Consider the following 8,111-nt stretch of genomic DNA (forward strand, 5'->3'; position numbering starts at 1 on the left):
CATTGAACATATTCTTGCAAGATTTAAGTAAAAGTCTTCATTCTTTTATTTATTTTATGTCAATCTTACAAGATTTGTTATAAGATTTGTTCACTGGATTCAATTGTATGCATTGATTTTGATCAAATGTTGATTTGATTCTACAATCATTGGTATCTTTCAACATTGATATCACATGATGACAGCATGATGTGGAATGAGGTGGAGCCGTGTTAGAAACTGAGCTCATACAGCTGGTGAAGAAGATTCAGCTGCATCATGCGGAATCGCAGATCATTGAGTTGAAAGCTGCGGCACAAGGGTGTCCGACTCGCCTGTATGACACATTATCCAGCTTTTCCAATCAGGATGACGGCGGCATCATTGTGTTCGGGGTGGATGAACGTCGTGATTACGAAGTGGTGGGAGTCTACGACGTCCAGGATCTGATGAAGCACGTTGTCGAGCAGTGTAATCAGATGCACCCGAAAGTGCGAGCAGTCTTCACCGTATGCCGAATTGATGATCGAAATGTGGTGAGTGCCGAGATACCGGCATTGGACATCGCCGATCGGCCGTGTTTCTATGAAGGACGAGGGCGTTATCGCGGGTCATATGTGCGGGTTGGAGATGCCGATGAGCCTATGACCGAGTACGAGGTGTATAGCTACGAGGCGTTTCGTCGAAAATATGAGGACGAATTGCGGGCCGTTGACCGGGCGACAGTCGCCGATCTCGACAGTGATCAACTGTTGCGATATACGCTTGCGTTGAAGGATGGGCGTCCGAATCTGGCTCGAATGGATCAGCAACGGGTGCTGGAATTGATGAGCATCGTCAAGGACAATCACCCGACATTGGCTGGAATGATGCTGTTTGGATTGTATCCACAGGCGTTCTTACCTCAGGTTTCGATTGTTGCCACACGATTGCCCGGTACAACGGCTGGAGAAGGTGATGTCGAGGGCGCGCGTTTCGTGGATAATATGCGTATTGAGGGAACGCTGTCCGAACAGCTCCAGGGAACGCTTGCTTTTGTTCGGCGCAATATGCGGGCCAAAACAATCATCGATACGGTCAGCGGAAATCGTGTGGATCATGAGGAATATCCCATTGAGGCCGTGCGTGAATTGGTATTAAATGCACTGATCCACAGAGATTACAGCATCCATACTCAAGGAATGCCTATACAAGTGCAAATGTTCTCCGACCGTCTGGTCATCACCAATCCTGGAGGTCTATATGGGCGGCTGACTGTCGATCAACTTGGCCGAGTGCAGCCGGATACCAGGAATCCGGTAATCGCGACGGCGATGGAACTGCTTAAGCAAACCGAAAACCGGTATTCCGGCATTCCTACCGTTCGTCGCTTGGTGGCTGAGGCGGGAATGCCTGAGCCGGAATTTGAAAATCGTCGTGGCGAATTCCGTGTGACGCTGCGGCTGAACGCCCAAGACCACGCAGACGGCAAGGAATCCCCTCAGTCCAACGTTCGTCGCTCCGATCTGGAGCCCAGGCAGCGGGACGTGCTGGACTTCTGCAGTGAGCCGCGTACGCGAAGCCAGATTGCCGAGCATCTGGGCATCGTCAGCACCGCATATGCGATGAACCGTTATGTATATCCGTTGGTGGAACGGGGACTACTTGAACTGGGAATCCCGGACAAGCCGGCTAGCCGCCGCCAGACATACCGCACGGCGGAATAGCCGACTTTAGGATTTCAACCCCATGACGGTACATATCTCGTCGAGTGTATTCGCGGCTTGGATGCGTGGAAGGTTGCTATCTGACTCAAGAGCTGGTGTCGCCGCAACCGGATACGTTGCGGCGACCAGTCACGTTGCGTTTCTGTTCGGCTGCACGGCGCGGCAGCCGAACAGAAACGGAAATCAGTACTTCATGCCCATGGCGGCGCGCACCTCGTCGAGGGTTTCCTCGGCGATCGCGTTCGCGCGCTTGTTGCCGTCGTGCAGGATGTCGCGGATCGTGTCCATGTCCTTGGCCAGCTCGGCGCGGCGCTCACGGTGCGGGGCCAGGAACTCGTTCACTGACTCCGTGACGTACTTCTTCAGCGCGCCGGCGCCGGCATCGCCGATCTCCTCGGCGATCTCCTGCGGGTCGCGGCCGGTCACCAGCCCCGCGGTGGTCAGCAGCGCGGAGACCTGCGGACGGTTGATCGGGTCGAAGGTGATGCGGCGTTCGGAATCGGTCGGGCTCTTCTTGATCAGCTTGGCCGTCTCCTCGGCGGTGGCGCCCAGCATGATCGAATTGCCGTACGACTTGCTCATCTTGCGGCCGTCGAGCCCCGGAATCTCCGGCGCCTCGGACAGGATGGCGGCCGGCTCCGGGAACACCGGATGCTTCTTGGCGTAACGCTCGTTGAACCGGCGGGCGATGGTGCGGGTGATCTCCACATGCGGCAGGTTGTCCTTGCCGATCGGCACCACGTTGGCCTTACAGAACAGGATGTCGCATGCCTGATGCACCGGGTAGGTCAGCAGCAGGCCGGTCAGCGCGTGGCCCGAGGCCTCCATCTCCGACTTGACGGTCGGGTTGCGGTGCAGCTCCGCCTCGGTGACCAGCGAGAGGAACGGCAGCATGAGCTGGTTCTCGGCTGGCACCGCGGAATGCGTGAAGATCATGGTTTTGGCCGGGTCGATGCCGGCGGCCATGTAGTCGAGTACGAGGTTGAGCACGTTGTCGTCGATGTGCTCGGTGGTATCGCGGTCGGTGATGACCTGATAATCCGCGATGATGATGTTCGTGTTCACGCCGCGCTCCTGCATGGCCACGCGCTCGCGGATCGAACCGAAGTAGTGGCCCAGATGCAGGCGTCCGGTCGGGCGATCACCAGTCAGCATCGTGAACTTGCCCGGGTTGGCCTCCAGCGCGGCCATCGTCTCATCCGAACGCTTCTTGGCGGCGAGGAAGCTGGCGCTCACCTCATTGCCGGCCGCGGTGATCTCGGGTTTCACTGTCTCGTTCGTCATCTTCGCATCCCTTGCAATAGTCCGGTTTTCGGCTGTTTTTCATCGTAAAAGGCTGAGCCGACAACGAAAGGGGAAAACTAGTGGTACGCTCTAATGTGATGAATTGAACACGCAGTAATCCTCAGGGGGTCAGATGGGCCGCGGACGACAGAAGGCAAAACAGCAGAAGATAGCCCGAAAGCTCAAGTATCTGACCACCGACACCGATTACGACGAGCTCGCCAAGGAGCTCAGTGCCCAGGAGCCGGGCACCGGTTCGGTCGATCCGTTCTCCCATGAGGAAGTCCAGTACGTCCATGATGTGGACGACGACGTCGAGGACGCGTACGACGGGGAATCCACCGCACCGGTTGACGACGATCTGGACGAGTACGCCAAGTGGGCCGCCGAAGCCGCCGCCAAGGCGACGAGCGGCGAGATGCCCGCGGTGAAGGCCGCGCCGAAGCCGCGTCCCATCCCGATGCCGATGCCGAGCGCCCTCAAGCCGAAGCCCGCCGCCGGCAAGTAGTCGGTACCCCGTTCCCTACGCCAGCGGCAGCAGGCCGCTCAGGTCGTCGCGTTCGCCGACGGCGCTGATGCGTCCGGCCGTCTTCTCCTCATCCCACGTGGTGACGCCCGTGGCCAGGCGTAGCCATACTTCCGGGTCGAGTTCGATGACGTCGGGCGGGGTCAGGTTATGCGGATCCGAGGCTGGGCCGTCGAGGATCTTGATCGCGCCCCACGGGGCCACGCGCACCTCCACGCCGGGGCCGGGCGCCTTGCGTTCCAGCAGGTGCAGTGAATAGCGCACCGCCATCGCCCACACCGGCCGCGGCAGACTTGGTTTTAACGCGAGTCGGAACGCCGCCGTTGATGCCTGCGTCCCCGCATTGTCGAGCATGCTCTCCGCCGCGTCTCGCCACTGGGCGAACGCCGCCCGTCCCTTGTCCAGATCCTGTTCCCGTATCACTGCCATGCGAGCCATTGTTCCTCGGGCCGATGACCGTCGATGCCCATTGAAATGTTCCGGGCTTTCGGATTCTATCCAATCTGGAATCTCGCCATATAGGGTAGAGTGTGAGCGATAACACCCGCCAGATCCCTTGTTTTGGCGGCAATGGGGGCGCCGTGGGCGGGTTTCGGACCATCGTTTTTTCAGTAGGGGTCGTGCTAGGCTCAAGGATGAAAACGTATGCAAGACGTCATGCGCCGTTCATGTTGCGGAAGGACGGAACGGGCTGGCTCAAGGCATAATGTTTCTCGGAGTATTATCCGTCAGAGGGAGTCAGATAATGACTGAAATTACCGCACCGAAGTCCCCCATCACGACTGCGGAGTTCGCGGATGAGATCCGCGAGCAGCTCAAGTACACGCAGGGCGTGACCGTTGAGCAGGCCACGCCGGCCGACGTGTACGTCGCCGCCTCCACCGCCGTGCGCCGTCATCTCATGGATTCCTGGATGAAGACACAGCAGGACATGGTCAACGGCAACACCAAGGCTGTCGGTTACCTGAGCGCCGAATTCCTGATGGGCAAGCAGCTGCGCAACGCGCTGCTCAACGCAGGCCTGACCGAGCAGTTCGACGAGGCCGTCGAGCAGCTCGGCTTCGATTACCAGGACGTCGTCGATGCCGAGTACGAGCCCGCGCTCGGCAACGGTGGCCTGGGCCGTCTGGCCGCCTGCTTCATCGACTCGCTGGCCTCGCTGGGCGTGCCGGCATTCGGCTACGGCATCCAGTACCAGTACGGCATCTTCAAGCAGTCCTTCAACGAGCAGGGCCAGCAGATCGAGAACCCGGAGTACTGGCTGGCCAACGAGGAACCGTGGGGCCATGTGGACTACAACCGTTCGCAGCGCGTGGACTTCGGCGGCTACGTGGCCGACGAGGACGGCAAGCGCGTGTGGCATCCGGCCACCTGCGTGCGCGCCGTGCCGGTCGACTACATGGTGCCGGGCTACGCCTCGGGTCGCGTGAACACATTGCGCTTGTGGACCGCCAAGAGCTACGACGAGTTCGACCTGCTCACCTTCAACCGTTCCGACTATCTTAACGCCGTTCGCCCGCAGGTCGATGCGGAGAACATCTCCAAGATCCTGTACCCGGAGGATTCCACGCCGCAGGGCAAGCGTCTGCGCCTGCAGCAGCAGTACTTCTTCGTGTCCGCGTCCATCCACGACGCGATCCGCGTGTTCTACCCTGGCCAGGACAAGCCGGACCTGACCACCTTCCCGGACAAGATCACCTTCCAGCTCAACGACACGCACCCGGTCATCGGCATCCCCGAGCTCATGCGCGTGCTGATTGACGAGTACGGCTACGACTGGGACACCGCGTGGGACATCACCACCCGCACGTTCAACTACACCTGCCACACGCTGCTGCCGGAGGCGCTCGAGGTGTGGCCGGCCAACCTGATCGGCGAGCTGCTGCCGCGTCATCTGGAGATCATCTACCAGATCAACGACCACTTCATGAACGAGATCGCCGGCAAGACCCGTGACAAGGCCAAGATCGAGCGCATGCGCATCGTCACCGAGGGCGACGACCCGCAGGTGCGCATGGCTTACCTGGCCGTGGCCGGCGGCTCGCACGTCAACGGCGTGGCCGAGCTGCACTCGCAGCTGCTCAAGGACATCACGCTCAAGGACTTCTCCGACCTGTACGGCGAGAAGTTCACGAACGTGACCAACGGCGTGACCCCTCGTCGTTTCATCAAGCTGGCCAACCCGCGCCTGTCCGACCTGATCACCGAGGGCCTGGGCACCGACAAGTGGCTGAGCGACCTGGAGCTGCTCAAGGGCCTCGAACCGCTGGCTCAGGATGACGAGTTCGTCAAGAAGTTCGCCGAGGTCAAGCACGCCAACAAGGTGAGCTTCGCCAACTACGCCAAGCGTCAGTACGGCTTCGACATGAACCCGGACACCATGTTCAACTCCATGATCAAGCGTCTGCACGAGTACAAGCGTCAGAGCCTGAAGATCCTGGCCCTGATCGCCCGCTACGCGGACATCAAGAACGGCAACATGTCCGCCGACGACGTCATGCCGCGTACCGTGATTTTCGGCGCCAAGTCCGCCCCGGGCTACTACATGGCCAAGCTGACGATCCAGCTGATCAACAACGTGGCCCGCGTGGTCAACAACGATCCGGACGTCAAGGGCAAGCTCAACGTGTTCTTCCCGTGGAACTACAACGTGCGCCTGGCCCAGCACCTGATCCCGGCCACCGACCTGGACGAGCAAATCTCGCAGGCCGGCAAGGAGGCCTCCGGCACTGGCAACATGAAGTTCGCCCTCAATGGCGCGCTGACCGTCGGCACCCTCGACGGCGCGAACGTGGAGATCCGCGAACGCGTCGGCGCCGAGAACTTCTTCCTCTTCGGCATGACCGTGGACGAGGTCGAGGAGCTCTACGCCAAGGGCTACGGCCCGGCCGCCTACTACGAGGCCAACCCGCGTCTGAAGCAGGCCATCGACATGATCTCCAACGGCACCTTCTCCAACGGCGACCGCAACACCTTCGCGCCGCTCGTTGCCGACTGGCTGACCAAGGACTACTTCATGACCCTGGCCGACTTCGACTCCTACACCGCCATCCAGTCCGACATCGAGGCCCTGTACCGCACCCCGCTCGAATGGCACCGCAAGGCCCTCATCAACGTGGCGAACTCCGGCTACTTCAGCTCGGACCGCTCGATTGAGGATTACCTCGAGCGCATCTGGCACACCGGCCCGCTCGCCGACTGACGGAGTGTCCGCTCACTGAGCGTTGAACTGCAACGGGGCCCGCACCAGCAGGTGCGGGCCCCAACTTATATCGTGCCGTATTGCCGCTGGGCGGTTCCGGACACAACGAAAAGGTCCGCCCCTGTGAAGGGACGGACCTTATCAAGTCCATATTGCGGATGGAACCCCGATCAGGCCTCTTCCGGAGTCTCCTCGGCTTCGGCTTCCTCGGCCTCGACAGCCGGCGTCTCGGTGGCGGCTTCCTTAGCCAGGCCCAGATCAACGGGCGAGGAGCTGTTCTCCCACGGTTCCTCCCACGGATCATAATCCGGATTCTGCTGCTTGTAGATGTACAGGCCGACGACTGCGGCAAGCAATGCACCGAACAGCAACGCGAAGAACTTCCAACCGCTGGACGACTTACGCTCCATAGCGGCCTCCTTTCCGTACATGTGGCCTGCTCATCCAAGCCAACTCTGCTATCCATCATACGGCGAGGTTTGTAACGATTGGGTGGATTTCCGCGATGCGGCACCGGCGGTGTGGCGGCGGCGGAACGGTAATCCGACCGCCCGCTAGAGTGGATGCCATGGCATACCGTCGTTTCAGTCTGTTCCCCGAGTCGCCGACCCTGCGCGACATGTTCTCCAAACGTGCGATTCGCTACCATTGGCGTGACAATGGCCCGGTATTCTGTGCGGCGATCGCGATCATCTGCATCGCCATCTGGCTGATCGAACTGCTGTTGTCGATCGTGTCGCCGTCCGCGTTGAACGCGCTGGTGAACTTCGGCGCGATCCAGCCGATGCTGGCCGTGAGCCGTCCATGGACGTTCATCACCTCGATGTTCCTGCACCAGCCGACCTCGATCCTGCACATCCTGTTCAACATGCTGACGCTGTGGTCGGTGGGCCCGATGCTGGAACGTCTGATGGGGCATTGGCCGTTCCTGGCGCTGTACATGCTCTCCGGCATCGGCGGCGGCATGGGCATGATGCTGTGGGGCGCGCTGGCTCCGGGCCAGGCCGGATGGTTCACGGCCGCCTACGGCGCTTCCGGCGCGCTGTTCGGCCTGTTCGCGGCGGTACTGATCGTCTACCGCCGTGTGGGGGCGGATATCACCTCCATGCTGGTGTGGATGGTCATCAACTTCCTGATGCCGGTGGTGGTCCGCAACGTGGCCTGGCAGGCGCATGTGGGCGGCTTCCTGGTCGGAGCGCTGTTCACCTGGCTGCTGGTCTCCGGCCTGCATGCGCTGCGCGGCAAGAGCCTGGCCTACCGTTCGGCGGTGTATGGCGCAGTTGTGTTCGTGCTGATGGTGGTGGTGATCCTGCTGTGTGATCTGGGCAACCCCATCGGCTGGATGCTCCGGCTGTTCTGACGGACTTCGACGCCCCCGCATCGTAACGGTGTGAACCGCACCCCGATTGTTGGA

The 8,111-nt window shown here is 60.4% G+C and carries 7 protein-coding genes; 4 read left to right on the forward strand and 3 right to left on the reverse strand.

The window, feature by feature from the left end:
* The first annotated feature begins 209 nt into the window (after positions 1–209).
* Positions 210–1,685, forward strand: a complete 1,476-nt coding sequence (locus B4C31_RS06480; protein WP_291531810.1) for an ATP-binding protein — start codon at positions 210–212, stop codon at positions 1,683–1,685.
* A 183-nt stretch (positions 1,686–1,868) separates the two neighbouring features.
* Here the strand turns inward: B4C31_RS06480 and trpS are convergent, their stop codons facing one another.
* Positions 1,869–2,969: a tryptophan--tRNA ligase gene (gene trpS, locus B4C31_RS06485; protein WP_291531811.1), complete on the reverse strand. Its 1,101-nt coding sequence runs from the start codon at positions 2,967–2,969 to the stop codon at positions 1,869–1,871.
* 133 nt (positions 2,970–3,102) lie between these two features.
* Between trpS and B4C31_RS06490 the strand changes: the two genes are divergently transcribed.
* A complete protein-coding gene (locus B4C31_RS06490; RefSeq protein WP_291531812.1) occupies positions 3,103–3,477 on the forward strand; it encodes a DUF3073 domain-containing protein in 375 nt (124 codons plus the stop codon).
* 15 nt (positions 3,478–3,492) lie between these two features.
* Here the strand turns inward: B4C31_RS06490 and B4C31_RS06495 are convergent, their stop codons facing one another.
* The gene (locus B4C31_RS06495) at positions 3,493–3,924 is read right to left on the reverse strand and encodes a sterol carrier family protein (RefSeq protein WP_291531813.1); all 432 of its coding nucleotides are present in this window, start codon (positions 3,922–3,924) and stop codon (positions 3,493–3,495) included.
* Between the two features lie 316 nt (positions 3,925–4,240).
* Between B4C31_RS06495 and B4C31_RS06500 the strand changes: the two genes are divergently transcribed.
* Positions 4,241–6,697, forward strand: coding sequence for a glycogen/starch/alpha-glucan phosphorylase (locus B4C31_RS06500; protein WP_204387905.1), 2,457 nt, complete (start codon positions 4,241–4,243; stop codon positions 6,695–6,697).
* Between the two features lie 170 nt (positions 6,698–6,867).
* On the opposite strand, the gene B4C31_RS06505 is transcribed toward B4C31_RS06500, so the two are convergent.
* Positions 6,868–7,107: a hypothetical protein gene (locus B4C31_RS06505; RefSeq protein WP_033506943.1), complete on the reverse strand. Its 240-nt coding sequence runs from the start codon at positions 7,105–7,107 to the stop codon at positions 6,868–6,870.
* A 158-nt stretch (positions 7,108–7,265) separates the two neighbouring features.
* Between B4C31_RS06505 and B4C31_RS06510 the strand changes: the two genes are divergently transcribed.
* The gene (locus B4C31_RS06510) at positions 7,266–8,057 is read left to right on the forward strand and encodes a rhomboid family intramembrane serine protease (protein WP_287544052.1); all 792 of its coding nucleotides are present in this window, start codon (positions 7,266–7,268) and stop codon (positions 8,055–8,057) included.
* The last annotated feature ends 54 nt before the right edge of the window (positions 8,058–8,111 follow it).

The organism is Bifidobacterium sp. UBA4282, from assembly GCF_002394995.1.
Lineage (GTDB): Bacteria > Actinomycetota > Actinomycetes > Actinomycetales > Bifidobacteriaceae > Bifidobacterium > Bifidobacterium pullorum_B.